We start from the raw sequence: 26,998 nt of genomic DNA, 5'->3' as shown, positions 1-26,998 counted from the left end.
GCAAATTAGGGCAGCCTTTACTAATACTTGCGAGGGGATCGGATGGCCGTCGACGACACCTCGGCCGTCGCGCAATTCCCGTCCTGGATCGGCCGCTTTCCCGGACCCGGCGTCGCGACTCTGTTGTTTCCGCATGCCGGCGGAACGGCGGTCAACTACCGCCCCCTGGCCCTGACGCTGGCCCCCGGTGCCGACACCTACGTCATGCAGTATCCCCAGCGTGCTGACCGTTTCCGCGAGCCGGCGGCCGAGACCCTGCCGGAGCTGGCCCGCAGTCTGTTCGACGCCGCGCCGTGGCACCGGCTTGGCCCGCTGCGCCTGTTCGGCCACAGCATGGGCTCGCTGGTGGCGTTCGAGTTCGCCCGGATCGCCGAAGAACGCGGCATCGAGATCCAGCGGCTGTGGGCGTCCGCCGCCCCGGCGCCCGGGATCGTGGCCGGACTGCGCAAGGTGCCCACCGGCGACGCCGACCTGCGTGCCGAACTGGCCCAGCTCGGCGGCACCGATCCACGCATATTGGCCGACGAAGAGTTCCTGAACCTGCTGTTGACCCCGGTCCGCTCGGACTACCTGGCGTTCAACCGCTACCAGTGCGCCACCGACGTCACGATCCGCGCCGACATCACGGTGCTCGGTGGCCGCTCCGACGACCGAGTCGGCCCCGACCTGCTGGAACGCTGGGCCGATCACACCACCGGAGCCTGCACGGTCTCGCTCTACGACGGCGGGCATTTCTACCACTACGAGCACATCGAGACCCTGGCGAAGCGGATCATCGCCGATGAATGATCGGCGCGAGGACCCGGTCGTCATCACCGGCCTCGGCGTCGAGGCGCCCGGTGGCATCGACACCGCCGAGCAGTACTGGTCACTGCTGGCCGACGGCCGTGAAGCGCTCAGCGCCCTCCCCGAGGACCGTGACTGGGCGGTGCGCGAACTCATCGAGGGTTCTCACCGTGAAGGCTTCAAACCCATCTGCAACGTGGGTGGATTCCTCTCGGGTGCAGCCGAATTCGACCCCGGGTTCTTCGGCATCGCGCCGCGGGAAGCCATCGCGATGGATCCGCAGCAGCGGGTTGCGCTGCGGGTGGCCTGGCGTGCGTGCGAGGACGCCGGCATCAATCCCGACGACCTCACCGGCCACAACGTCGGTGTGTACCTGGGTGCCTCGGTCACCGGCTACGGACCGGACATGGCGCAGTTCAGCGCGCACAGCGGTCACCTGCTGCCCGGCACCGCACTGTCGGTGATCTCCGGCCGGATCGCCTACACCCTCGGCCTGGCCGGCCCGGCCTTGACCGTCGACACCTCGTGTTCGTCGGCGCTGTCCGCGCTACACCTGGCGGTTCAGGCCATCCGGTCAGGCGATGCCGACATGGCGCTGGCCGGTGGCGTGTGTGTCATGGGTTCGCCGGGATTCTTCGTGGAGTTCTCCAAACAGCATGCGCTCTCCGATGACGGCCACTGCCGGCCCTACAGTGCCGCCGCCACCGGAACGGTGTGGGCTGAGGGCGCCGGAGTTTTTGTGCTCCAACGCAAGTCGGCCGCACTGCGCGAACGACGCCACATCTACGGCGAGATCTTGGCCAGCCGGCTCAACCAGGACGGTCACACGGCGGGCCTGCTGACCCCCAGCGAAACCGCCCAACAGCGCCTGTTCCGGGACACCCTGGCCGACGCCGGCCTCCATCCTGGTCAGGTCGGGATGATCGAGGGGCACGGCACCGGGACCAAGGTCGGCGATCCAGTCGAATTGCGTTCGCTTTCCAGCGTGTACGGCGCCGAGGCCGCACCCGACGCCGGCCCACGTTTGGGCTCGGTCAAATCGAACATTGGTCACGCTCAGGCCGCTGCCGGAGCCCTGGGACTGACCAAAGTGCTCTTGGCCGCCGAATACCAGACGATCCCGGCCACCCTGCATGTCGGCGACGGCCGGCACGACGGCATCGATTGGGATGCCAGCGGTGTCACGCTGGCCGAAACCAGCACCGCCTGGCCGGCGCAGGAGGGCCGGCGATACGGCTCGGTATCGGCTTTCGGCATGAGCGGCACCAACGCGCATCTCATCGTGGCGGTCGACGAGAGCTCCGAAGCGGTGCCGGCATGCTGAGCAATCACCCGAACACGTTGCCCGACGGCCGGATCCCGGTCCTGATCTCGGCACATGCCCGTGACCTCGTGGCCGCCGAGGCGGGCGCACTGGTTCGCTACCTGCACACGCATCCCGCCGCAGTGCCGCAGGTCGCCCACACCCTGCGGGCCACCCGCCCGCTACGCCGTCACCGCGCGATGGTCCGGGCCCGCGACACCGACGAACTCCTCAGTGGCCTCGACGCGCTCTATCGCGGGGCCGAACACCCACTGGTGGTCCGGTCGAATCAACCCGAGGCCGCGCGCACCGCCTTCGTGTTTCCCGGCCAGGGCAATCAGTGGCCCTGCATGGGAGCCGGCCTGTGGGGCGTCGCGGCTTATCGCGCCGAGGCGGACCGTTGCCACGAGGCCTTCGTGCGTGCCGGTCACCGGTCGCCGTTGGACTATCTGCGCGGCACCGATGATTCGACGCAGGACGGCGGCGATGACCCCGTGGTGGTGCAGGCCGCACAGTTCACCCACGCCGCGGCACTGGCGGCCACCTGGCGGCACTTCGGTGTCTTGCCCGACATCACCGTCGGCCACAGCCTGGGGGAGCTGGCCGCCGCCTACACCGCGGGCGTGGTGGACCTGGATGCCGCTGTGGCCGTGGTGGCCACACGGGCTCAACTGACCGACCTGCTCGCCGCCAACGCCCCGGTCAGATTCGGCATGGCGATGATCGCCGTGGGCGCCGACACCGCGACCGAGATCATTGCGCAGACCCCGGGCTGGCTGGAGCTCTCGGTGGTCAACGGCCCGGAGTCGGTGGTGATATCCGGTGAGTGGCCGGCGATACAACAGCTGCTGGATTCCGCGCAACGGCGCGGGGTGTTCGCCCGCGAGCTTGCAGTGCGCTACCCGGCACACACCAGTGCCCTGGAACCGCTACGCGACCAGCTGACCACGCAGCTTCCCGACGCTGTGTTCCACAGTGCCCCGGTGGAATTCCTCGGTTCGGTCTACGGGGGTCCGATCCCGGCCGGTACGGCGTTCCGCCAGTACTGGTTCGACAACCTGCGCAGGCAGGTCCGATTCGACCTGGCCGCGGCCGCGGCGGTCGCCCGGGGCGTGACGACGTTCATCGAGATGTCCGCCCACCCGACCCTGCTGATCGCACTGGGTGATTCCGCCGGCGCCGCGCAGGTGCTGGGCAGCACCGACCGCGACCGGCCGGCCGCCGACGCGCTGGCGGCCAACATTGCCGCCGCAGCGATCGCCGACCCCGGCTATCGCTGGCGGGACTTCACTCCGCCGGAGGCTCCGGCGCCGCTGCGGCACTTCCCGCACGCACCGATGCACACCAACCGGCTGTGGGCCGGTGCGCAAGAATCGGCGCCCCGCCGTCGGGCGCCGGTGGTCATGACCGAAAGCTGGCAGCCGGCCACTGAACCGGGGCGCCGGCCCGTGCGGGTCGCCGTCGACGACTACACCGGGAAATCGGCCGAGCTGACCGCACGGCTGGTGGCCGCCCTGGGGGCCTCGGATGTCGCAGTGACGGACCCGGAAGACGCCGAGCTGCTGCTCCTGGTCGCCCCGCCCGCAGCCACCACGGAGATCGGTGCGGCGGCAGCCGAGTTCGTCCACTACGCAGCCGCCCAGACCGCCGTCCAGCCCGGCCGCAACTGCCGCCGTGTCTGGCTGCTGACCCGCGGCGCCGAGCAGCTCGATGCTGACACACCGCCACTCCCGGGTCCCGCCGCGCTGGCCGCGCTGCACCGCAGTACCGGATTCGACTACCCCGACCAGACCTTCGCCCACATCGACCTGCCCGCGCAGGTCACCGACGAGGATCTGCGGGCCGCCGTCGGCGCGCTTGTGCTCGACGACACGGAGGTCGCGGTCCGTGGCGGGGTGCTCGCCACCCGCCGATTCGTCGAGTCCCCGGCAGCCGCGACGGTGCCCGCACTCCCGCAGAGCGTGGTGATCACCGGCGGCACCGGAGCCATCGGGATGGCCTATGCCGCCTACTGCGCCGACCACGGCGCACAGGACATCGTTCTGCTCAGTCGCAGCGGCGCCACCGACACCATTGCGGCGCAGTTGGCGGTGCTGCGCGCACGGACCGGGGCACGCGTTACGGCGATCCGTTGCGACATCACCGACGACGCAGCGGTCGCGGCGGTGATCGCGCACCATCGGCCCGCACCGGCCGGTCTCCTGGTACATACGGCCTCGGCGGAGGCCATTGCGGCGTCGACGGTCACTGAGTCCGCGATTCGGGATGCGCTCGGCGCCAAAGTGATCGGACTGGACAACGTGGTTCGGCACTGGCCGTTGCACGCCGACGCCCGGGTACTGGTGTGTTCCTCGGTATTGGCGCTGTGGGGTGGCTCTGGGCATGGTCTTTATGCGGCCGCCAATCGAATGGCCGACACCCTGGTCGGACAGCTACGGGCGCAGGGGCTGGGCGCCAGCTCGATCCGCTGGGGGCTGTGGCGCAGCGTCGCCGTGGTCAGCGGCGAGGAGAAGGACCGGATCGGCCGGACCGGCCTGACTCCGATGGCGCCAGAAGCCGCCATCACCGCCGGACTTGTCGCCGCTCCCAACGACCCCGCCATCTTGTCCGCCGACTTCGACAGGCTGGCGGTGTTCTTCGACAGTCAGGGCGTGCCGTCGCCGTTCGACGCGGCCCTGACCGCCGACCTGTGCACCTCCACTGGCGTCGGCGCCGACCGCTCGATTGCCGACGTGGTGGCCGACGAGCTGGTGACCGTGCTTGGCCTGGAAGGCCCCGACGACATCGACATGCACCGAGCCCTGGTCGATCTGGGCTTGGACTCGCTGCTCGCACTGGACCTGCGCAAGCGTCTGGGACGAGCCACCGGACTACGTGTGGCACTGGGCCCGCTGCTGGCCGGAATGACCGGAGCCCAGCTGACGGCGGTGCTGCGTGATGACGCAGCACCGCCGCCGGCAACGGAAAGGACTGTATTCACCCATGACTGACACCGGCGGTTTAGCGAGGCTCGACGAAGGAGAGGCGAAGCTGGGATCGCCGCATGACACCGGCGGTTTGGCGACGGACGCCAACGAGCTGCGCTTGGAGCTGATGCGTCGCCGTCTCGCCGAACGCGGGCTGGCCGCCACACAGCGGGGTCCCGCACCGGACAACGGTTCTGGGCCGCTGACCATGAGCGATGGCCAGCGCCGGATGTGGTTTGTTCAAGAGCTCGACCCTGACGGCTCGTTGGCCAACATCTCGGTCTCCTACCGGCTCACCGGCCCGCTGGATGCCGCCCGATTGCAGGACGCGCTGGTCGCCGTGGCTGCCCGACACCCAGTCCTACGCACCGTCTACACCGTCGACGACGCGGGCGAACCCCACCCGGCGATAGCCGAGGTCACGCCCGGTTTCGCCGCACACGACCTGTCCGACCTGCCCGATCAGGCCCGGGCGTTGCGGCTGGAAGTGCTGGCCCAGCGAGAATTCGCCACCCCGTTCCGGCTGGAAACCGATGCGCCACTGCGGCTCACCGTGGTCCGCGTCCGTCCCGACGAACACATTCTGCTGTTGGTGGCGCACCATATCGCCTGGGACGACGACTCCTGGGCAGTCTTCTTCGCCGACCTCACCGCCGCCTACACCGACCCCGAGCAGTTTGCGGCCCGCCCGCCGGTGCCGCATCCCGTCGCTCCGGCGGGCTCCGGACACGAAGCCGAACTGACGTACTGGCGGACCCTGCTGGCCGACCCGCCCGATCCGCTGGAGCTGCCCGGCCCGCACGGCTCGGCCATTCCCGGCACGCTGCGCGCCGGCCTGTGCACGCGCACGCTGCCCGCCGAACTGATGGCCGGCGTCGCCGAGCTGGCGCGCAGCAACGGCGCCACGCCCTACATGGTGATCGCCGCGGCGTTGTCCGCCCTGATCTACCGCTACACCGCCACCGACGACTTCCTGATCGCATCACCGGTGCTCAACCGCACCGCCGGCACCGAGGGGGCCATCGGCTACTTCGGCAACACCGTCGTGCTGCGCGCGAAGGTCGACGCCGCGGACAGTTTCAGTGCACTGGTGGCCCGCACCCGTGACGCGGCGCTGGGCGCGTTCGGCCATCAGGGCATCAACTTGGACCGCGTGGTGCGCGAACTGAACCCTGATCGCCGCCACGGGGGAGTGGAACGTCTTACCCGCATCAGCTTCGGGTTCCGTTCCACCCACGGCGAGGGCTTCCAGCCTGCCGGGATCACCTGCACCCGAGCCGATTACCGCGGAAAGATCGCCCAACTGCCGCTCGGGATCATGGTCGAGGCCGGCGGCTCTCACGATGGCGGCGCGTTGATCGAGGCCGAGTATCTGCACGACGTGCTCGACGAGGCGCTGGTTGACCAGGTCCTGCGCCACCTGGTGCAACTGTTGGCCGCCGCGGTCGCCCAACCGGACGGAACCGTCGGTGAACTCGACATGCTCGGCGACGAGGATCGGGCATGGCTGGAAGCGGTCTCACACGGACCGGACTACACCCCGGCCTCGGACGCCCCAGCCACGCTGGGCGCCCTGGTCGCCGATCGCGCAGCGGCCACCCCGCATGCCATCGCCATCGTCGACGACAACGGCCGCTACAGCTACGCCGAGATCAACGCGCGCGCCAACCGGATCGCCCACCACCTGATCGCGGCCGGCATCGGCACCGAGGACAAGGTCGCGGTGCTGTTCGGCCGCTCGGTGGATCTGGTGGTCACGGCGTTGGGCATCGCCAAGGCCGGCGCCGCCTACGTCCCTGTCGACCCCGAATACCCAGCGGACCGTATCGAATTCATCCTGGGTGATGCCCGGCCGGCGCTGGTGCTGCGCGAGCCGCTGACCGCCGACGAGGTGGCCGGCCGGCCCGACACCGACCCCACCGACGCCGACCGGGTGCGCCCGCTGACCCCGGAGAATCTCGCTTACCTGATCTACACCTCGGGCTCGACCGGGTTGCCCAAGGGCGTCGAGGTCTCCCACGCCCCGATCACCGAGTACCTGCTCTGGTTCGGCGCCGAATACGGAATCGACGACTCCGACGTCTTGCTCCAGGTCGCCTCTCCGAGCTTCGACGTGTCGATCGGCGAGCTGTTCGGCACCCTGGGAAACGGTGCCCGGCTGGTGATTCCACGCCCGGACGGACTGCGTGACATCGGGTACCTGACCGATCTTCTGCAGCGCGAAGGCGTCACCGCCATGCACTTCGTGCCGTCGCTGCTGGGTCTGTTCCTGTCGTTGCCCGGTGTCAACCAGTGGCGGACACTGCGGCGCATCCCGATCGGCGGCGAGCCGCTGCCCGGCGAACTCGCCGATAAGTTCCACGCCACGTTCGATGCACTGCTGCACAACTTCTACGGTCCGACCGAGACCGTGGTGAACTCCTGCCGCTACAAGGTCGAAGGCCCGCAGGGCAATCGGATCGTGCCGATCGGCAGCCCGAACATCAACACCACCATGTGGCTGCTCGATGACGCCCTGGCGCCGGTACCGGTCGGCGTGATCGGCGAGATCTACATCGGCGGAACCCATGTGGCCCGTGGCTACTTCGACCGCCCTGGACTGACCGCGGAACGCTTCGTGGCCGACCCCTGGACCCCCGGTCAACGGCTCTACCGCACCGGCGACCTGGCCCGCCGCAATGCCGCCGGCGACCTGGAGTTCATCGGTCGCGCTGATGACCAGGTCAAGGTGCGCGGATTCCGGATCGAACTCGGCGAGGTGGCCGCCGCCATCTCGGTGGATCCCAGCGTCGGCCAGTGTGTGGTCGTCGTGTCGGACCTGCCCGGGCTGGGCCGCAGTCTGGTCGCCTATCTGACCCCCGTGGGACCCGGTGCCGGCGAGGAAACCGTCGAGATTCCGCGGATCCGCGCGCGGGTTGCCGCCGCGCTGCCGGAGTACATGGCTCCCGCCGCCTACGTGGTCGTCGACGACATCCCGATCACCGCGCACGGCAAGATCGACCGTGCCGCTCTGCCCGACCCGAAACCGATCGAGAGCACGCCCTACCGGGAACCGCAGACCGAGACCGAGCACCTGGTGGCGCAACTGTTCGCCCAGCTGCTCTCCCGCGACAAGGTGGGCGCCGACGACTCGTTCTTCGACCTCGGCGGGCATTCACTGCTGGCCACGAAACTGGTCGCCGCCATCCGCTCGCGATGCGCCGTGGAGATCGGCATCCGCGAGATCTTTGAGGCCAGCACGGTAGCCAGGCTGGCCGCGGCGATCGACCGGGCACCGGCCGCGCAGCAGACCGCCGGGCGACCCGCGCTGGTCGCTGTGCCGCGCTCCGGGGATGCCCCGGTGTCGGCATCGCAGCTGCGCACCTGGTTCGCCTATCGGCTGGACCCGGGCGCCACCGGTGACAACATTCCACTGACGGCTCGGCTCACCGGCCCGTGCGACACCGCGTCGCTGATCGCGGCGATCAGCGACGTGGTGGCCCGACACGACAGCCTGCGCACCACCTTCCGCGAGGTCGACGGGCTGCCGCACCAAGTCATCAACGCCGCGGCTGCGCTTCCGGTGACCGAGCTGCATTGCCCGGAAACCGATCCGGTGGCCGTCACGGCTTGGACCCAGGCCCGCCTCGATGAGCAGCGTGGTGCCGCATTCGATCTCGAGCGGGAGTGGCCGATCCGTGCCGCACTGCTGCACCTGCCCGGCGACGAGCGGGTGCTCTCGCTGGTGGTCCATCACATCGCCGCCGACCACTGGTCGGTCGAGGTGCTGTTCACCGACCTGTTGATCGCCTATCGATCGCGGGCCGCGGGTTCAGCGCCGGGATGGGCGCCGCCGGCCTTGCAGTACGCCGACTTCGCGCACTGGCAGGGCGAACTGCTGCGCGACGAGTCGGGGCTGATCGAGGCGCAACGCCGCTACTGGATGGAACAATTGGCCGGCCTGGCCGACGACACCGGGCCGCGGCCGGACTTCGCCCGGCCCGCCACCGCCAACGGTTCGGGTGACTCGGTCGCCTTCACCGTGTCACCGCAGGTGCGGGCAGGTCTGGCGGCACTGGCGCGCGAGACCGGTGCCACGGAGTTCATGGTGGTGCAGGCCGCGGTCGCGGTGCTGATGCATCTGGCCGGCAGCGGAGACGACATCCCGCTCGGGGTGCCCATCGCTGGACGCACCGACGACGCCCTGGACAATCTGGTCGGGTTCTTTGTCAACATCGTGGTTCTGCGAAACCGGTTGTCGGGCAACCCGACACTGCGCGACGTGGTGACCCGGGCACGCGAAGCCGCGCTGGGCGCCTATGCGCATGCCGACCTGCCCTTCGACCGACTGGTGGAGGCACTCAACCCGGTCCGGACCCTGTCGCGCAATCCGCTGTTCCAGGTGGTGGTCCACGTGCGGGAAGCTGCCGACGTCACCCACGTCATCGACACCGGGTCCGACGGTGACTTGGTCTTCCGCACCGTGATGCCGACGTTCGACATCGCCCACGCCGACTTGTCGGTGAACCTGTTCACCGCGGCCGGGGACAGTGCCGACGGCGCCGGCTACGACGGCCACCTGATCTATCGGACCGATCTCTACGAGCGAGCCACGGTGGCGCGACTGGCCGACTGGCTGGGCCGGGTGCTGGCGACCATGGCCAGTGATCCGGGCCGGGCGCTGCGCGACATCAGCTTGGTCGATGACGCGCAACGCGACCTGATCCTGAACCAGTGGAGCCGCGGCGCCGAGGTACCCGCGGATGATCCGCGCACTATCGCCGACGTGCTTGCGGCCAGCCGGGACTTCGATGGCGTCGCCGTACGCTGCGCGGGAGCCGAGCTCACCTACCCGCAGCTGCATCAGCGTTCCGACCGGCTTGCCGAGCTGCTGATCGCCGCCGGCGTGCAGCCCGGAAGTCTGGTGGGACTGTCGGTCCAACGCGACGTGGATCTGCCGGTGGCGCTGGTCGGCATCATGAAGGCCGGTGCCGGATATTTCCCGCTGGACCCGACCTATCCGCGGCAGCGCCTCGAATTCATGATCAGCGACGTCTTCGGGGCCGGCGGCGCCTCGGTGGTGCTGGTCAGCGCCGCCACCCGGGAGGCGATTCCGGCTCCCGACGGTGTGACGCTGTTGTGCCTGGACGACGCGGAGGTGCAGGCCGAGCTGGCGAAAGACGCTGCCGGAGTCCCGCTTCCGGTACCGCACCCGGACGACCCGATGTATCTGGTGTTCACCTCCGGATCCACCGGTGTGCCCAAGGGCGTGTTGGGGACCCATCGGTCCATGAGCGCCCGGCTGAACTGGCAGATCGCCCACTATCCGGTGACCGGTGAGGACATCCGGTTGGCCCAGTCGTCGATGACGTTCCTGGAGGGCGGCATGGAGATGCTGGCCGGCCTGGCCGCCGGGGCGACGCTGATCCTGGCCGACGACAACGAGTTCCGCAATCCCGAAGCGCTCGCTCGGCTGATCGTCGATGAACGGGTGGCTCAAGTGACCGCGGTGGCCAGCCTGATCTCGGTGCTGGCTGAATCCGAAGGCACCTTGCGTGGCCTGCGCCGGCTGGTGTGCAGCGGCGAACCCGTCTCCGCCGACCTGCTGGCGCGCCTGGCCACGGCGCTTGATCCGAACGCTGCGCTGCTCAACAACTTCGGTGCCACCGAGACCTCGGGGGCCGCCGTGCGCGGTGAACTGGAGCCGCCGACCCCGAAACTGGGTCGGCCCACGCCCGGGTCCGCGGCCTATGTGCTCGACGACGCGCTGCAACCGGTGCCGCCCGGCGTGGTCGGAGAGGTCTACTACGCCGGCCCGCAGATCGTCCGCGGCTACTGGAAGCGACCGGGACTGACCTCGACCCGCTTCGTGGCCAACCCCTTCTCGACCACCGCCGGTGACCGGCTCTACCGCAGCGGGGACCGGGCTCGCTGGAGCGTGGACGGCGTCCTGGAATTCGTCGGCCGGACCGACCACCAGGTCAAGGTGCGAGGTTTCCGGGTGGAGTTGGCGGAGGTGGAAGCCGCGCTGCGCGCAGCATCCGGAGTGGCTTCGGCGGCTGCCCGCACGTGGGAGCAGCGCGGTGTCACCACCCTGGCCGGCTATGTGGTGCCCGCCGACCCGGTCGACGACGTGGCGGCCTTCATCGCCGCGGTACGCGCCGAGGTGGCCGCGGTGCTGCCCGGCTACATGGTTCCGGCATCGCTGACGGTGTTGGAAGCCTTGCCGCTCACCGACTCCGGGAAGCTGAACCGGCCCGCGCTGCCGCAGCCCGCGGTGGCTACCCGCGGGGAGTCGGACCCGGCCGTCACCCCCACCGAAAAGACTCTGGTGGGTATCTGTGCCGAACTGCTGGGTCTTGAGGCGATCGGCCGCAGCGACGGCTTCTTCGAACTCGGCGGGGACAGCATCTTGTCGGTGCAGCTGGCCGCCCGGGCTCGCGCAGCCGGGTTGGATGTGGACCCGCGGATGATCTTCGAGCACCCCACGTTCGGCGAACTGGCCGCCGCCGTCGACGCCTCCGAAAGCACTCCGCAGGCGGCCGACACGGCTTTTGAGCCGATGAGCGTCTCAGGTCTGAGCAGCGATGCGCTGGCCGATCTGACCGCGGCATGGGGTGATTCGCCGTGACCGAGGCGACGACACGGTCCAGCGCGGCACCGGCCGCGGCCATCGAGGACGTGCTGGCACTGTCCCCGCTGCAGCAGGGACTGTTCTCACTGGCCAAACTCGCCACCGACGACGGAGGCGTACCCGACGCCGCGGGCGACGGGGTGGACCTGTACACCGTGCAGTTCGTCATCGACATCGTCGGCGCGGTGGATCCGGCACTGCTACGTCGCAGCGCCGAGGCCATGCTGGCTCGGCACGCCAACCTGCGCGCATCGTTCTGGGATGTCGACCTGCCCCACCCGGTACAGATCATCCCGGCGACGGCGGTCCTTCCCTGGCGTGAGATCACTGCGGCACCCAGCGAATTCGAGGAGATAGCGCGGGTAGAACGCACCACCAACTTCGACCTGGCTCGCGGTCCGCTGCTGCGCTTCGTGCTGGTCCAATCGGCCCCCGAACAGCGCCGGCTCATCCTCACCGTGCACCACCTGCTGCTCGACGGGTGGTCGATGGCGGTGTTCTTCGACGAGATGGTCGCCATCTACCGCGCCGGCGGAGTCGATCCGCTACCCCCACCGCGGCCCTACCGCGACTACATCGGATGGCTCGCAAGCCAGGACAGCGACGCCGCCGTGGCGGCGTGGCGCGATTACCTGGCGGAACTGAGCGCCCCGACCATCCTGGCGCGGGGTACGCGGCCCGTGGTGGGCAGCGCCGTACCCGTGACCCACGAGGTCGCCCTGGACGCTGAGGACACCGCACGCCTGACCGAGTGGGCCCGCCGGCACGGGTTGACGCTCAACACGGTCTTGCAGTTCGCCTGGGCGGTGCTGCTCGGCCGGCTCACCGACCGGACCGACGTGGCCTTCGGGGCGGTGGTGTCGGGACGCCCCCAACAGCTGACCGGTGTCGAGACCATGGTCGGCCTGTTCATCAACACCGTTCCGGTGGCGGCATCCACGCCTCCGCGGGCCGAGGTGGTCGCCACCTGCCAAGCGCTGCAACGTGATACCGCAGCCATGCGCGACTTGAGCTATCTGAGCCTGTCGACGGTGCAGCGGGCCAGCAGCACTGCGGTATTCGACACCCTGCTGGTCTTCGAGAACGCGCCGATCGGCTCGGCGTCGGCCGGTGTCACCACCGCGGACGGGGTGCGGTTCATTCCGGTCACGGTGGAAAGCCTGACGCACTACCCGCTGACGCTGGTCAGTTACCCACCGCGCGAGGGCCGACTCACCGTGCTGCTCGAAGCCGTTCCCCATGCGCTCGGGGAGCTGTCGGTGCCCGACCTGGGGCAGCGGCTGCTGCAGGTGCTGCGACACATGGTGGATCCGGCGCGGCCGCGGATCGCTGACCTGGATGTTCTGCTGCCGGCCGAGCGGGCACACGTGCTCGCCGATCCGGTTTCGGTGCAAGCGAATTCGGTGCCGTCGTTGTTCGCCGGGGCCGTTGCCGCGCAGCCGGACAGTGTGGCGCTCACCGGCGCGGACCGCAGCCTGACCTATGCGCAGCTGGCCGCCGAATCGGCCCGGCTGGCGCGGGCACTGGCCGGGCAGGGGATCGGACCCGAAGACCGGGTCGCGATAGCGCTGCCTCGCTCGCTGGACTCGGTCATCGCGATCCTGGCGGTGCTGCAAGCCGGCGCCGCCTACGTTCCGGTCGATATCGGTCTGCCCGAGGCGCGCATCGAATCGATTCTGCGCCAATCCGGCCCGAAGATGACCTTGACCCCCGAGCTGCTGGCGCAGCTGCGCGCCGACGGGGTCGAGCAGCGCCCGACGCCGACGATGATCCACCCCGATTCGGCTGCGTACGTGATCTTCACCTCCGGATCCACCGGCGAACCCAAGGGCGTCATCGGCACCCACAGGGCCCTGGCGTCCTACTTCGCAGACCATCAGCAACGCATGTACGCACCGGCCATCGCACGGCTCGGCCGTCCCCTGCGTGTCGCGCACGCGTGGTCGCTGAGTTTCGACGCCAGCTGGCAGCCGCTGGTCGGGCTGTTGGGCGGACAGAGCGTGCACCTGTTCTCCGCCGAGGAGATGCGCGACGCCGAGGCGATCATCGACGGCATTCGCCGGCATCGCCTGGACATGATCGACACCTCCCCGTCGATGTTCACCCAGCTCTTCGATGCCGGACTGCTCGACGCCGGATCCGACCACCGGCTCACGGTGCTGGCGCTCGGCGGCGAGGCGATCGCCCCGCACGTGTGGGCTCGGCTGCGGGCCGCACCGTCGACGGCGGTGCACAACTGCTACGGGCCGACCGAAACGACGGTGGAAGCCGTGGTCGCTGATGTTGCCGACACCGATGTGCCGGTGATCGGGCATGCGGTGCGGGGGATGGTCGCCCACGTGCTGGACTCGGCGCTGCGGGATGTGCCCGCCGGAGTGGCCGGCGAGCTGTATCTGTCCGGGGCACAGGTAACCCGGGGCTACCTGGGCCGTGCCGGGGCAACCGCGGCCCGCTATGTCGCCGATCCCTCCGGCAACGGCGGCCGGATGTACCGGACCGGGGACCTGGTCCGGCGTCGCGCCGACGGTCGGCTGGTCTATCTCGGCCGAGCCGACGACCAGGTCAAGGTGCGGGGTTACCGAGTGGAGATCGCCGAGGTCGAAGGGGCGTTGGCCGCGGCGACCGGGGTGACGGCCGCCGCCGTGCTCGCCGTTGCGGGCCCGACCGGGACTCAACTGGCCGGCTTCGTCGTGGGCGCAGGGGTGGACGTCACCCGGGTCCGCGCCGAGATCGGTTCCCGGTTGCCGTCGTACCTGATCCCCGCGCGGCTCATCGCGGTCGAATCGATGCCGTTGACTCCCAACGGAAAACTGGACACCGAGCACCTGACGGCGCTGCTGGCGCAATCCGGTCCGCTCGGCGGCGGGGTCGAAGCGGTTACCGACACCGAAAGAGCTTTGGTAGCAGTGCTCGCCGAGGTGTTGGCGGGTCCGGCGGGCTCCCCGAGTGTCGATGTCGCCGCGCTCGGGGTCGAGGCCGATCTGCGGGAGCTGGGGCTGGACAGCATCGTCGCCCTGTCGCTGGTGCGCGCCGCACGCCAGCGCGGACTGCCCTTGCGTCCGCGGGCAGTGTTGAGCTGCAACACGATCCGTGACTTGGCTGCGGTCTTGGACAGCGAACTCGCCGAGGCCGCCGAAGCGTCGAGATTCGGCGGTCCGTTCGGTGACGACGGCCCGATCCCCTTGCTTCCCGCCGGCCGCTGGCTTTACCAATACGGCAGTCCGCGCCGACTGGGGCAGGTCGAGGCGATCCGGCTGCCCGAGGACACCGATCCGCAGCGGCTGCGCTCGGCCGTGGCCGCGGTCGTCGCCGCCCACCCGCTCCTGCACGCCCGACTCGATCTGGCCGAGCTGACGCTGCATCCGATCGAAACCACCGACATCGTGAGCGAGGTGGCCGTCGCGGTGGCCGATCAGTCGATGGTCACCGAGCACGGCACCCGACTGCTGCAGAGCCTGGATCCCGAGGCCGGAGCCATGCTGCGCGCCGTGTGGCTGCGTCCGCCGAGTGGGGCTGGGGTACTGATCCTGGGCGCCCACGTGCTGGCGATGGACCCGGTGTCGTGGCAGGTGATCCTCGGTGAGCTGCATGCCGCCCTTGCCGGGACCGAGCCGCTGCCGGAACACAGCGGCTACCGGCGATGGGCGGCCGCACTGCAGCAGCGCGCCCAGGACTTGGACACGGTGGATTACTGGGCTGCACAGCTGGCCGGCGACGACCCTGAGTTGGGTGCGCGACGGGTGGACCCGCGGCACGATCGCGCCGGTGACCTCACGGTGGCGGTGACCGTGGCCGACCCGGCGATCACCGCTGCACTGTTGGCCACCCAGGTTCCGATGCACGACCTGCTGGTCGCGGCGACGGCAAGGATGGTCAGGGCCTGGCGGGCCCGCCGCGGACAGGTCGACACGCCACCGTTGCTGGCCGTGGAGACCCATGGACGCGCTGAGGAGGTGGTGACCGGGGTCGACACCACCGACATCGCCGGCCTGCTCTCGGCGATCTATCCGCTGCGGGTGCCCCAGGCCGACCCGGCCGGGGTGGCGGATGCGCTGGCGGGAATTCCCGGCGGGGGAATCGATTACGGCCTGCTGGCCTATCTACGGGCCGATACCGCCGAGCAGCTGGCGGCTTTTCCGGGCCCGCAGCTGCTGCTCAATTACCTGGGCAGGGTCGACCGGGTGGGCGGCGGACCGGCAGTGGCCCCCGACCTGATCGCCGGGCTGCCGTCGGTGCCCGAGCCAGGCCAGGCGGTGCGCCACGAGCTGAGCATCTTCGCCGCGGTGGCCGATCTCGGGGCCGGGCCGGCGTTGATGGCCCAGTGGCGCACCCTGCCCGATATCCTCGGCGACGCCGAGATCGTGCAGCTGCAAGGGCTGTTCGCCGACAGTCTGAGCGAGCTGGTGGAGGAGCTGCGATGAGCACACTTGCGGTGGTGGGCGCCGGGGCCAAAGCTGTGGCGGTGGCCGCGAAGGCTGCCGTGCTGCGCGCGATGGGGGTCGCCGCTCCGAACGTGGTCGCCGTGGAACGCACCGAGGTCGCCGCCAACTGGCGCGCTTCCGGCGGCTGGACCGACGGCGCCCACCGGTTGGGGACCAGCCCGGAGAAAGACGTCGGCTTTCCGTACCGCTCGGCACTGGTAGCCGGTCGCAACGCCGAACTCGACGAGCGGATGACCCGCTACAGCTGGCAGGCCTATCTGATCGCCACCGGCCAATTTGCGCAATGGGTGGATCGCGGCCGCCCAGCGCCGACTCACCTGCGGTGGAGCCAGTACCTGCGCTGGGTGGCCGACGCGGTGCAGCTGACCGTGATCCCGGGGGAGGTGGAGCGACTCGGGGTGCAGGGCACCGGCTGGGTGTTGCACACCCGCGAGACGGAGGTCGCCGCTGACGCGGTGATGATCACCGGACCGGGCCAGGCGGAGAAGTCGATCCTGCCCGGCAACCCCCTGGTGCTCTCGATCGCCCAGTTCTGGCATCGGGCCGCCGCCGATCGGATCAGCGCCGAACGCGTGGCGGTCATCGGCGGCGGTGAGACGGCCGCGTCGATGCTCAATGAGCTTTTCCGCCATCGTGTTTCGACGATCACGGTGATCTCCCCGCAGGTGACTCTGTTCACCCGGGGGGAGGGGTTCTTCGAGAACGCGTTGTTCTCCGACCCCATCGATTGGACCGCGCTCACCTTGGCGGAGCGGCGAGACGCGCTCGCCCGTACCGACCGCGGGGTGTTCTCGGCTCGGGTGCAAGATGCGCTGCTGGCCGACGACCGGATCCGTCACCTCCGGGGCCGGGTAGCCCACGCGGTGGCCCGAGACGGTCGTATCCGACTGACGTTGAGCACCAACCGGGGCGGCGAGAACTTCGAGACCGTCCACGGCTTCGACCTGGTGATCGACGGTTCCGGCGCCGATCCGCTGTGGTTTGTGCCGTTGTTCGGCCAAGACACCCTGGACCTGCTGGAGTTGGGGCTGGGCGGTCCGCTGTCCGGGGAACGGCTGGCCGAGGCGATCGGGCCGGATCTTGCCGTCAGTGAGGTCACCCCGAAGCTGTTCTTACCCAATTTGGCAGGCCTCACCCAGGGGCCGGGCTTTCCCAACCTGAGCTGTCTGGGCCTGCTGTCCGACCGGGTGCTGGGCGCTCATCTTGCGCCTACGTCACCCCCTTCCCCAGCGATATCGAGGAGATCCGATGAGCACCAATCCCTTTGACGACGAAAATGGCAGCTTCTACGTGCTGGTCAATGACGAGGAGCAGTACAGCCTGTGGCCGACTTTCGCCAATGTGCCCGCCGGATGGCGCGTGGTCTACGGAGGTGAACTGGGCGCCGCTCGTTCGGCCTGCTTGGAATACGTAGAACAGCACTGGAACGACCTGCGGCCCAAGAGTCTTCGTGATGCCATGGCGGCCGAACGGGGGTAGCCTGGCGCGGTAACCGTCGCTATTCGAGGGGGAACCGTGACTGGAAGAATGCTACTGATCGGCGCTGCGGCGTTGGCCGCCATCGGGGTCGCAACGGGGGGCGTCGCGTCCGCGGAGCCGGCCGCACCGCAGGACTCGGTGCTTGACGCGCCCATTCCGCAGGAGCCCGCACCGCCGGCGCCGTCTGGAGTGCCGCTGCCCACGACCGGCGAGGTCGCGGGCATGCTGACCAGGCTCAGCGATGCCGGTATCGGCTACAAGGAGAAGGCCGATCTGGTCGAGAACGGCATCACTCAGCACGAGGGGCACGGGCTCGACAGTGAGCTGCGTCGGGCATACCGCGACGGGGAGCTGCCCTACAACTTCGACGTGCTCAACGTGGTGCAGACCGGCGACGGGCAGGGGTTGGCCAATGTCACCATCACCGGCCCCAAGATGCCTGCGCCGCGGACCGTGCCGCTGCAGCTCGTCGATCAGGGCAGTTGGGTGCTGTCGCAGGACTCGGCGACCCAGCTGATACAGATCCTCGGCGCTCACTAGCCCGCTAGCAGCGGCGCTCAGCGGTTAAGGCGCCCGAACATGCCCTTCTGCGTCTTGTAGAGCCCCGGGAATTCGGCGAAGAGCCGGTCATAGACCTCGCGATTGCCGGCGTCGGGCTCGAAGACGCCGTCGAGTGGGGTCAGGTGGCGCAGCTCGTCGGGGCGCAGGACACCCATCCCGATTCCGGCGAACAACGCTGCGCCGCGGAGCTGGGCGTTGAGCGGGTCCGCGACTCGTTCGTAGGTGCGGCCCGTCACATCGGCCATGATCTGGCACCACAGGTCCGACCGCGCGCCGCCGCCGATGATCCGGATCGGCCCGGAATTGGGCGCGAACCGGTCCAGGTACCGCAGCAGCCAGCGACTGTTGAAAGCCACCCCTTCGAGCACCGCACGCACCAGATCGGCGCGGGTGGTGGCCAGCGAAAGGTTGTGGAAACCGCCCCGGGCCTGGCGGTCGTCGACGGGGGAGCGTTCGCCCTTGAGCCACGGGGTGAAGATCACGCCGTTGGATCCGGCCGGTGCGCCGGCCGCCAGCTGCGTCAGCGCGTCGTAGTTCAGGCCATCGAAGACGTTGTCGCGCAACCACTCCAGCGCGCGCCCGGCGGTGTCCTGCATGTCGACCAAGAGGTAGGACGACGGGTCCAGGCCCGGAACCGTGGCGAGTTGATGAAACACATCGGTCTTCTTCGACGGCATCGGGCAGCTTATCCACGAGGTGGTCGAGATGGTCAGGTGCAGCTCGCCCGGCCGCACCGCACCGGAGCCCACGGCGGCGCTGTGCATGTCCGTGCTGCCGGTGACCACCTGGGCCGCAGCCGAGATGCCGAGCTCGGCAGCGACCTCGGGTGTCACCGAGCCGATGATCGATCCGGTGGGCAGCAACGGCGGCAGCTTCGCGCGGTCCACACCGGCCAGACGCACCAGCACGTCGTCGTAGTCCAGCACGCCCAGTTTTCGATTGTCGGTGAGCCAGCTGCCCGTCATCGATGCCGGCGATGCGGCTGCTTGCCCGGTGAAGCACATGCTCAGGTAGTCCACCGGCTCAAGCAGCCAGCGGGTCTGTGCGAATACCGCCGGGTCGGCGTGCTGCAGGTGCAGCATGTGCCCGATCGGGTCGTCACCGTTGGGGGAGGGGACCCCGCCGTTGCGGCGCAGCCAGTTGAGTACCACCCGCGGCCGGTAACCGGCCAGCCACCCGCCGAAGGCCTTGCGGCTGTAGGGCGCTCCGCGACTGTCCATCCACATCACGCAGGGCCCCACCGGGCGCCCTTGGGCGTCGACCGGCACGATGCTGGCCCACTGCCCGGTGATGGACACCCCGGTGACTCGCTGGCCGTCGATACCGCCTTCGGCCAACCCGCGTCGGGTGGCGTCGCGGATGATCGACCACCACAGGGCGGCGTCCTGGGTGGCTTCCCCGCCTGGGCCGTATTCGGTCGCGACCTCAACGTGATCCGACCACAGCACGGTTCCGTCCAACGACACGAAGCCGACTTTGGGGCCGCCGGTTCCGAGGTCGACGGCCAGGATGATGTGGGCGGAGCGGTCGCTCATTGGGGCGGCAGGGACTGCTGGGTGTCGAGGATGTGCTCCATGAACCCTTCGATGAAATGGGCCGCCTCGTCGGTCATCCCGCCGGGGACACCGCCGTAGACCGCGGCGCTGATCGGCGCCTCACCGGCGGCGGTCTTCTTCTTGGCGTACTCGATCGCGTCGTCGAGATCGGCGGTGAAGGCTTCGACCACACCGGGCTGGGTCTGCGGCCGGGTGACCGCCATGTGAATCGCGTTCGGGTACTGCTGGCCGTTGAACCGCCAGCCCTGAGGCTTCATGGCGTCTGCCACGTGGTAGATGTCGAACTCGTCGGACCGGAAGCTGAAGCAGAACGTGGGGGAGCCGATGATGGTCAGCTCGGGGTGGCTGCGCACCGCGTCCTGCATGGCCGCCGCGGTCTCGAAGATCGCCTTGGCGTAGTTGCGGTACCCCTCCCGGCCCAGCTGGACCATGGAGGCCCACGCGGCGGCGATCAGCCCGCCCGAGCGGGATCCCTCGATTCCCGGGGACATGTACTTGCCGCCGGTCCAGTCCGGCAGGAAGAAGTACTGCGCGTTGCGGTAGGACTTGTCGCGGAACAGCAGGGTCGAAGAACCCTTCAACGCGTAGCCGTACTTGTGGTTGTCCGCCGAGATGCTGGTGACGCCGGGGACCCGGAAGTCGAAAAGGGGAATGTCGTAGCCCAGTTCGTTGGCGAACGGCAGCACGAAACCGCCCAGGCACCCGTCGACGTGCAAGCCCACCCCGCGTTCGAGCGCCAACTGGCCCAGCTCCGGGATCGGGTCGACGGTGCCGTAGCCGTAGTTGCAGGCCGAGCCCATGATCGCGATGGTGTTCTCATCGATGTTGGCGGCCACCCAGTCGACGTCGACCTGCGCCGTCTGCGGGTCGATGGGGGCCTTGCGCAGCTCGATGCCGAACAGGTGACAGCCCTTGTCGAAGGCCGGGTGGCCGGTTTCGGGCTTGATGAAATTCGGCCGGGTGATGCCCCGATGTTTGGCTGCGTGCTCACGGTAGGCCAACAGCGCGTGGATGATGCTGCCGGTTCCCCCGGTAGTGACCATGCCCACCGGCTCGCCGTCGGTGACGGCCTCGGCGTGCATGAGATCCAGTGCCATCGCGATGATCTCGCCTTCGAACTTGGTTGCCGACGGGCAGATGTCGCGCTGCAGCACGTTCACGTGGGCGAACAGTCCGAAGGCCTCATCGAGGAATCGGTAGTGCTCGTGGTCTCCGCAGTACATGGTCCCGGACACTTTGCCGGTCTCCCAGGTGGGGTCCTCGGCCTGCGCCATCTCACGCAACTCCGCCAGTACCTCATCGCGCGGCCGGCCACGTTCGGGCAACGTGCGGTTGACGGTGAAGCGGTCCGTATAGGGGAAGTCGGACATGGTGAAGCGGATCCTCCATCTTGAAGACCTCTCCAGGCCGGGCACCGGAGAGGGAGCATCGTGTTGTTGTTGTTCGCACGCGCAATAGCAGAGCTAACCATGACCGACTCGCGCGCCGTCACATTACGTCGCGCCCATACCTTTGCATCACGCCGGGGCCGCCGCGGCCGCGATCGGGAAGTTCGAAATCGTGATCGCCTGCCCGCCCACATGACCGCTGCGATTGGTCAGCCGGAATTACCGACACATGTGCACAATGGCCGCCGATCAAGAATGTCAAATCAGCATTGACAATTCCAACACCGAAAATCGACGCGATTAACAGATTCTGGTTGTGAATCCCTTGGCCGCAGGGAATGCCCGTTGCTAGCCCACTCCGAGGCAGTCGAGCACCGCCGCCTGCAGCAGCGAGTTGCTGGCCACCGCGCTGCCGCCGTGCGGGCCTGCGGTGCCGCTCAGATCGGTGAAAGCCCCGCCCGCCTCGCGTACCAGGACATCCAGTGCCGCCAGATCCCAAAGGGAGACCGTGGGTTCGGCGACCACGTCGAGTGCACCCTCGGCGAGCAGGCAGTAGGCCCAGAAGTCGCCGTAGCTGCGGGTTCGCCACACCGAGTCGGTCAGATCCAGAAAACGCTGTCGCAGTCCCAGTTGCGCCCACTGCTTGAGTCCGGCGAACGACAGGCTCGCCGCGCTCAGGTCGGCCACCGCGGACACCGCCAGACGACGTGCTGCGGCGTCCCCGACCGCGGCGAATGCGCCGAGGCCGTCACCGGCCCACCACCGTCTGCCCAGCGCAGGCGCGCTGATCACGCCGATGCGCGGCACACCGTCGTCGAGCAGCGAGATCAAGGTGGCCCACACCGGCACCCCCCGGACGAAGTTCTTGGTTCCGTCGATCGGGTCGATGACCCACTGGCGGCCGCTGAAGAGGGCGCTGCCACCGAACTCCTCGCCCAGGACGTCGTCGTCGGGCCGATCGCGCGCCAGGGCGTCACGGAGCGCGACCTCGACCGCACGGTCGGCATCGGTGACCGGGGTGAGATCGGGTTTCGTGTCCACCCGCAGGTCCAGCGCGCCGAACCGGTCCATAGTCATTGCGTCCGCGAGGTCCGCCAGGGCCAGCGCCAACGTCAGGTCATCATTGATGGATGTTGCTGCAATTCCCACAAGCGGGGGACAATACCAGCAAATGGACGTGGGGTGTGTTTGCTCGTCAATTAGTCCAAATTCTGACCCGCGCCGCACGCAGATAAATGCGTGCCACACAGGTAGGAATTTCTGGCTCGCGGGAGCATCGGTTCGTGGCGTTATTGTCCGTGCCCGGCTCCGCGACCGGATCGAACCCTGTCTGACCAGCAGGCCGTGACCTAGGATCGGGCTCTATCGACATCAACACGCGCAAGCTGCGCCACTTCGTGGTGGCCGCCGAGGAACTGCACTTCAGCCGGGCAGCGGCGCGCGTGTATCTGGCCCAGCAGGCCCTGAGCCGCCAGATCAAGGACCTTGAGGACGAACTCGGCGTCAGATTGTTCGAGCGAACCACCCGCAACGTGGCCCTGACGCCCGCCGGCGAAGTGTTTCTCGAGGGCGCGCGGGCCGTCTTGGCCGCGTTGGACGGCGCGGCCGCGGCTGCCCAACAGACCGCCCGCGGCATGGCGGGCACCCTGCGACTGGGGTACGTGCCGGGTGCCGCCCTCGAACTGACCGCGCCGATCATTGCCGAGTTCCGGGAGCGTCACCCCGACGTCAGCGTGCAGATGCGGGAATTCCCGGTCACCGATCCGTCGGCGGGGGTCGCGTCGGGCGCGGCCGACGTGGCCTTCCTGCGGTTGCCCCAGAGCACACCCAACCTGATGACTGAGATCCTCGCGATCGATCCTGTCGTGGCGATGGTGTCGGCATCGCACCGCCTCGCCGGCCGAGAGTCGGTGTCGGTGCGGGACCTCCTCGACGAACCGATCACCCAGTCCTCCAGCGTGGACGACGCTCACCACGCGTTCTGGAGCCTGGCCGCGGCGCGGGCCGACGCGGCCCGGATCGACACCGTGCGTACCGACTCGATCACCGAGGAGGCGCAGGTGGTCGCGGCTGGGGCGGCCATCGCCGTCACCAGTGCGGCGGCGGCTCACTTCATGCCGGCGACCGGAGTCCGGTTCGTGTCGATACGAGACTGGCCCGGATCGGTGATCGCGGTCGGCTGGACCGATGACGAACCGTCACCGCTGGTGACCCGCTTCGTCGACGTCGCCTGTTCGGTGCGCGACGCCGAGCCCGCGATCGTGCACGGTATCGAGCACCGGCTAGTGGCGGCGTCACCGTAAAATCGACAACGGCCGTAACTGTTCGTCGCAGGAGGTGAGCACTCATGGGCGTGGCTGACGATCGCCGCTTGGAGGTATTGCGCGCCATCGTCGCGGACTTCGTTGCCACCAAGGAGCCCATCGGCTCCAAGGCTTTGGTCGAGCGGCACAACCTGGGGGTCTCTCCGGCCACCGTCCGCAATGACATGGCGGTGTTGGAGGCCGAGGGCTACATCGCCCAGCCGCACACCAGTTCCGGGCGGGTCCCCACCGAGAAGGGCTACCGGGAGTTCGTCGACCGCATCGACGACGTCAAGCCGCTGTCGGCCGCCGAGCGCCGGGCGATCCTGTCGTTCCTGGACTCCGGTGTGGACCTCGACGACGTGTTGCGCCGCGCGGTGCGCACCCTGGCGCAGCTGACTCGGCAGGTCGCCGTGGTGCAGTATCCGACCTTGTCGGTGTCCACGGTGCGCCACTTGGAGGTGATCGCGCTGACCCCGGCGCGGCTGTTGCTGGTGGTGATCACCGACTCCGGCCGGGTCGATCAGCGCATCGTCGAGCTTGGCGATCCCATCGACGACCACCAGCTCAGTCAGCTGCGGGAGTTACTCGGCGCCGCGCTGGAGGGCAAGCGGATCTCGGCGGCCTCGACCGCGGTCGCCGAACTCGCCGGTCACCTGGACGGGCGCAGTGGGCTCTCACCCGGGCTGGCGAACGCGGTCGGCCGTTCGGCGACCGTACTGCTGGAATCGCTGGTCGAACACCGCGAGGAGCGCCTGCTGCTGGGAGGCACGGCCAACCTCACCCGCAACGCGGCCGACTTCGGCAGCTCACTGCGATCGGTGCTGGAAGTGCTCGAGGAGCAGGTGGTGGTGCTGCGGCTGCTGGCTGTGCAGCAGGAAGCCGGTAAAGTCACGGTGCGCATCGGTCACGAGACCGAGGCGCAGGAGATGGCCGGGGCCTCGATGGTGTCCACCGCTTACGGGTCACAGGGCACCGTGTACGGGGGCATGGGGGTGTTGGGTCCCACTCGGATGGACTATCCGGGAACGATCGCCAGTGTCGCCGCGGTGGCGATGTACATCGGTGAAGTGCTCGGGGCTCGCTGATCTCCGGTCGGCAGAAGGTGGGAAGGGTCAGGCGTGGCACGCGACTATTACGGCTTGCTGGGCGTCGGTAAGGACGCCAGCGACACCGAGCTCAAGCGCGCCTACCGCAAGCTGGCGCGCACCTACCATCCCGACGTCAACCCCGACGAGGCCGCGCAGGCCAAGTTCAAGGAGATCAGCGCCGCCTACGAGGTGCTCTCCGACCCGGAGAAGCGCCGTATCGTCGACCTCGGCGGCGACCCGCTGGAAAGCGGCGCCGGCAATGGCTTCGGCGGCTTCGGCGGCGCCTCGGGATTTGGTGGCCTCGGGGACGTGTTCGAGGCGTTCTTCGGCGGCGGTGCCGCCTCGCGCGGCCCCGTCGGCCGGGTTCGGCCGGGTTCGGACTCGTTGCTGCGACTGCGCCTAGACCTCACCGAGTGCGCGACCGGTGTCACCAAGCGCGTCACGGTCGACACCGCGGTGCTGTGCGACCGCTGCCAGGGCCGCGGCACCAACGGAGATTCGCGCCCCATCGCCTGCGACACCTGCCACGGCCGCGGCGAGGTGCAGAGCATGCAGCGTTCACTGCTGGGTCAGGTCATGACCTCGCGGCCATGCCCGACCTGCCGCGGGGTCGGCGAGGTGATCCCGGATCCCTGTCATCAGTGCGGCGGCGACGGTCGGGTGCGTTCCCGCCGCGAGATCAGCGTCAAGATCCCGGCCGGCGTCGGCGACGGGATGCGTGTTCGGCTGGCCGCGCAGGGTGAGGTCGGCCCGGGTGGTGGACCGGCCGGCGACCTCTACGTCGAGGTGCACGAACAGCCCCACGAGATCTTCATCCGCGACGGCGATGATCTGCACTGCACCATTTCGGTGCCGATGGTCGACGCGGCGCTGGGCGCCACCGTTGTGGTCGACGCCATCCTCGATGGTGCCGTCGACATCACGATCCCTGCCGGTACCCAACCGGGCGCCACCATCGTGCTGCGCGGCCGTGGCATGCCGCAGGTGCGCACAGGAGTGCGCGGCGATCTGCACGCACATATCGAGGTTGTTGTTCCCGAGCGCCTCGACAGCCATGACACCGAGCTGCTACGCAAGTTCAAAGAGCACCGTGACCGTGAGTCCGCCGAAGTCCGTTCGGCGCAGACCCCGCCCAGCGGCGGACTGTTCAGCCGACTGCGCGAAACCTTCACCGGGCGCTGAGCCCGCGGTGGCCGGCCTGTTCTACGTCGACGCGCTGCCCGAAGTGGGTTCGGTGGCGGTAGTCGGTGGCGACGCCGGCTTCCACGCCGCGACGGTGCGCCGGATCCGGCCCGGTGAGCAGCTCACCCTCGGTGATGGTGCCGGTGTCATGGCGCAGTGCGAAGTCGAGGAGGCCGACCGCGCCGGGTTGCGGGCGCGGGTGTTGGAGCGGTCCCAGGTCGAGCCTCCCAGTCCGCCAGTCACGGTGGTCCAGGCGTTGCCCAAATCCGAGCGATCCGAGTTGGCGATCGAATTGGCCACCGAGGCCGGTGCCGACGCCTTCGTGGCCTGGCAGGCCGACCGATGCGTGGCCCGGTGGGACGGTTCGCGCGCCGACAAGGGAGTGCGGCGCTGGCAGGCGGTGGCCCGCGCGGCAGCCGGACAATCCCGCAGGGCCTACATTCCGCCGGTGGACGGAGTGTTGGCCGGCGCCGAATTGGTGTCCTGGGTCCGCGAGCAGGTGGCCGCCGGCACCAGGGTCCTGGTGCTGCATGACGCGGCCGGCGCCGCCCTGGCCGATGCCGTCGGGGCGGGTGCGCCGGCCCTGGCCCTGGTGGTCGGGCCCGAAGGCGGTATCACCGAGGCGGAGCTGACGGCGTTGACCGGGGCCGGGGCGGCCGTGGTCCGGCTAGGGCCGACGGTGTTGCGCACCTCCACCGCCGCCGCGGTCGCGCTGGGTGCGCTCGGGGTGCTGACGCCACGCTGGGGGACTGAATAGTTCGCCCGCAGTGTCACTGTATTCACTTGTGTCACTGTGGTTTTAGGTGTGGTTGAGTTTCCGTGACTTGTCGGACCCCGGCGCTAGTCTTAGCACATGCGTTCGAGTGGTCGCGAGGAAGTTGTCGAAGCCTTCGACGCGCTCTCGGCTGACCTGGACCGGGCGTTGGAGTTGGACTTCGATGCGTTGACGCCCCGGGAATGTGTGGCCCTGCTGCGGCGCTGCGAGAAGCTGCGACGCCGCCTGCCGGCAGTGGAGCATCCGCTGGTGAATCAGCTGGCCGCCGCCGACCCGGCCGAGGTCGGTGGCAAGCCCCGCTGGATCCTGGCCGACGAGTTGCACATCACCCGCGGGGAAGCCGGACGCCGTATCGCCGAAGCCGCCGAACTCGGGGCCCGCCGAACGTTGACCGGCGAGCCGTTGGAACCGGTGCGGCCCGCGGTGGCTACCGCGCAACGAGCCGGCACCATCGGGGCGGGACATATCGCGGTGATCCGCTCCTTCTTCAGCTACCTACCCGCCGATATCGATGCCGGTACCCTGGCCCAGGCCGAAGCGCACCTGGCCGACC

16 protein-coding genes are annotated in these 26,998 nt (G+C 69.1%); 13 read left to right on the top strand and 3 right to left on the bottom strand.

The annotated features are described in order from the left end of the window. The first annotated feature begins 42 nt into the window (after nucleotides 1–42). From BST15_RS01595 to BST15_RS01560, 8 genes are read left to right on the top strand one after another with little or no spacing between them, the layout of a single operon-like run. Nucleotides 43–789: a thioesterase II family protein gene (locus BST15_RS01595; RefSeq protein ID WP_046188786.1), complete on the top strand. Its 747-nt coding sequence runs from the start codon at nucleotides 43–45 to the stop codon at nucleotides 787–789. Beyond that, nucleotides 782–2,110 carry a beta-ketoacyl [acyl carrier protein] synthase domain-containing protein gene (locus BST15_RS01590; RefSeq protein WP_046188785.1) on the top strand — a complete coding sequence of 443 codons (1,329 nt, stop codon included), beginning with the start codon at nucleotides 782–784 and terminating at the stop codon, nucleotides 2,108–2,110. Before BST15_RS01595 ends, BST15_RS01590 begins: the two co-directional genes overlap by 8 nt. After that, on the top strand, nucleotides 2,104–5,079 hold the full coding sequence (locus tag BST15_RS01585; RefSeq protein WP_046188784.1) for an SDR family NAD(P)-dependent oxidoreductase: 2,976 nt from the start codon (nucleotides 2,104–2,106) through the stop codon (nucleotides 5,077–5,079). The genes BST15_RS01590 and BST15_RS01585 overlap by 7 nt, the downstream gene beginning before the upstream one ends. Then, nucleotides 5,072–11,665, top strand: a complete 6,594-nt coding sequence (locus tag BST15_RS01580) for a non-ribosomal peptide synthetase (RefSeq protein ID WP_083070778.1) — start codon at nucleotides 5,072–5,074, stop codon at nucleotides 11,663–11,665. Before BST15_RS01585 ends, BST15_RS01580 begins: the two co-directional genes overlap by 8 nt. Continuing rightward, nucleotides 11,662–16,089 carry a non-ribosomal peptide synthetase gene (locus BST15_RS01575; RefSeq protein WP_046188783.1) on the top strand — a complete coding sequence of 1,476 codons (4,428 nt, stop codon included), beginning with the start codon at nucleotides 11,662–11,664 and terminating at the stop codon, nucleotides 16,087–16,089. Before BST15_RS01580 ends, BST15_RS01575 begins: the two co-directional genes overlap by 4 nt. Then, nucleotides 16,086–17,378, top strand: a complete 1,293-nt coding sequence (mbtG, locus tag BST15_RS01570; protein ID WP_046188782.1) for an NADPH-dependent L-lysine N(6)-monooxygenase MbtG — start codon at nucleotides 16,086–16,088, stop codon at nucleotides 17,376–17,378. Before BST15_RS01575 ends, mbtG begins: the two co-directional genes overlap by 4 nt. Then, the gene (locus BST15_RS01565; RefSeq protein WP_046188781.1) at nucleotides 17,359–17,589 is read left to right on the top strand and encodes an MbtH family protein; all 231 of its coding nucleotides are present in this window, start codon (nucleotides 17,359–17,361) and stop codon (nucleotides 17,587–17,589) included. Before mbtG ends, BST15_RS01565 begins: the two co-directional genes overlap by 20 nt. A gap of 36 nt (nucleotides 17,590–17,625) precedes the next feature. Continuing rightward, a complete protein-coding gene (locus tag BST15_RS01560) occupies nucleotides 17,626–18,129 on the top strand; it encodes an MTB12 family secreted protein (protein ID WP_131701163.1) in 504 nt (167 codons plus the stop codon). 17 nt (nucleotides 18,130–18,146) lie between these two features. Here BST15_RS01560 and BST15_RS01555 read toward each other — a convergent pair whose 3' ends face one another. The 3 genes from BST15_RS01555 to hisN all read right to left on the bottom strand — a co-directional run bounded on the left by BST15_RS01555 (nucleotide 18,147) and on the right by hisN (nucleotide 22,237). Continuing rightward, nucleotides 18,147–19,685 (bottom strand): xylulokinase, encoded by a 1,539-nt coding sequence (locus tag BST15_RS01555; RefSeq protein ID WP_046188779.1) that lies wholly within the window; start codon nucleotides 19,683–19,685, stop codon nucleotides 18,147–18,149. Continuing rightward, nucleotides 19,682–21,076, bottom strand: coding sequence for a pyridoxal phosphate-dependent decarboxylase family protein (locus tag BST15_RS01550; RefSeq protein ID WP_046188778.1), 1,395 nt, complete (start codon nucleotides 21,074–21,076; stop codon nucleotides 19,682–19,684). The genes BST15_RS01555 and BST15_RS01550 overlap by 4 nt, the downstream gene beginning before the upstream one ends. A 366-nt stretch (nucleotides 21,077–21,442) precedes the next feature. Beyond that, entirely contained in the window at nucleotides 21,443–22,237 is a 795-nt protein-coding gene (gene hisN, locus BST15_RS01545) for a histidinol-phosphatase (RefSeq protein WP_370759863.1), read from the bottom strand. Between the two features lie 221 nt (nucleotides 22,238–22,458). On the opposite strand from hisN, the gene BST15_RS22485 reads away from it, so the two are divergent. The 5 genes from BST15_RS22485 to BST15_RS01520 form a co-directional block, all read left to right on the top strand. Beyond that, entirely contained in the window at nucleotides 22,459–23,397 is a 939-nt protein-coding gene (locus BST15_RS22485) for a LysR family transcriptional regulator (protein ID WP_306341105.1), read from the top strand. A gap of 44 nt (nucleotides 23,398–23,441) precedes the next feature. Further along, the gene (gene hrcA, locus BST15_RS01535) at nucleotides 23,442–24,485 is read left to right on the top strand and encodes a heat-inducible transcriptional repressor HrcA (RefSeq protein ID WP_046188776.1); all 1,044 of its coding nucleotides are present in this window, start codon (nucleotides 23,442–23,444) and stop codon (nucleotides 24,483–24,485) included. A gap of 33 nt (nucleotides 24,486–24,518) precedes the next feature. Then, complete coding sequence (gene dnaJ, locus BST15_RS01530; protein ID WP_046188775.1) at nucleotides 24,519–25,670, top strand: molecular chaperone DnaJ; 1,152 nt, start codon at nucleotides 24,519–24,521, stop codon at nucleotides 25,668–25,670. A gap of 7 nt (nucleotides 25,671–25,677) precedes the next feature. Further along, the gene (locus tag BST15_RS01525; RefSeq protein WP_046188774.1) at nucleotides 25,678–26,427 is read left to right on the top strand and encodes a 16S rRNA (uracil(1498)-N(3))-methyltransferase; all 750 of its coding nucleotides are present in this window, start codon (nucleotides 25,678–25,680) and stop codon (nucleotides 26,425–26,427) included. A gap of 96 nt (nucleotides 26,428–26,523) precedes the next feature. Beyond that, nucleotides 26,524–26,998, top strand: a 475-nt coding sequence (locus BST15_RS01520) for a DUF222 domain-containing protein (protein ID WP_133053188.1), incomplete at its 3' end; no start/stop codon positions are given.

The sequence above is a fragment of the Mycolicibacter arupensis genome (genome assembly GCF_002086515.1).
Classification (GTDB): Bacteria; Actinomycetota; Actinomycetes; order Mycobacteriales; family Mycobacteriaceae; genus Mycobacterium; species Mycobacterium arupense.
This window is presented reverse-complemented; position numbering and strand designations above follow the sequence as displayed.